Annotated in this window: 1 pseudogene; it reads right to left on the minus strand. The window is 58.3% G+C overall.

What is annotated here, in order from left to right:
• Positions 1–334 (minus strand): annotated as a pseudogene (locus AMS65_RS18935) (transglycosylase domain-containing protein); the annotation flags it as partial.
• Between the last annotated feature and the right edge of the window lie 21 nt (positions 335–355).

Genomic DNA, 355 nt, shown 5'->3' on the forward strand with positions numbered 1-355 from the left:
AGGTGCCGTAGCCGTAGACGCCGTCGGTGAGACACGATGCGGAGAATGACTGCAGGGGTACGCCCTTGCGGCTGTTCACGTTGACGGCCTCATTGACCGAGTGGCCCTCCTTGATCCACTCAGCGAGTGTAATGGGCTTGAACGTCGAACCGACCTGGAAGCCGCTTGAGCCCCCCATTTCATAGTCGGTGTTGTAGTTCACCGTCGTATAACCAGGGTTGGAGGCGAGGAAATCTTCGGCGTTGTTAAACGGCCTATTCTGCACACATGAGAGCACTCGGCCAGTCCCGACTTCGACACTGCTCGATGCCGACCCGACGTCGATGCCGTCCATAAGGCTCGGAACGGTATTGCG

The organism is Leucobacter celer subsp. astrifaciens (assembly GCF_001273835.1).
GTDB classification, from domain to species: Bacteria; Actinomycetota; Actinomycetes; order Actinomycetales; family Microbacteriaceae; genus Leucobacter; species Leucobacter celer.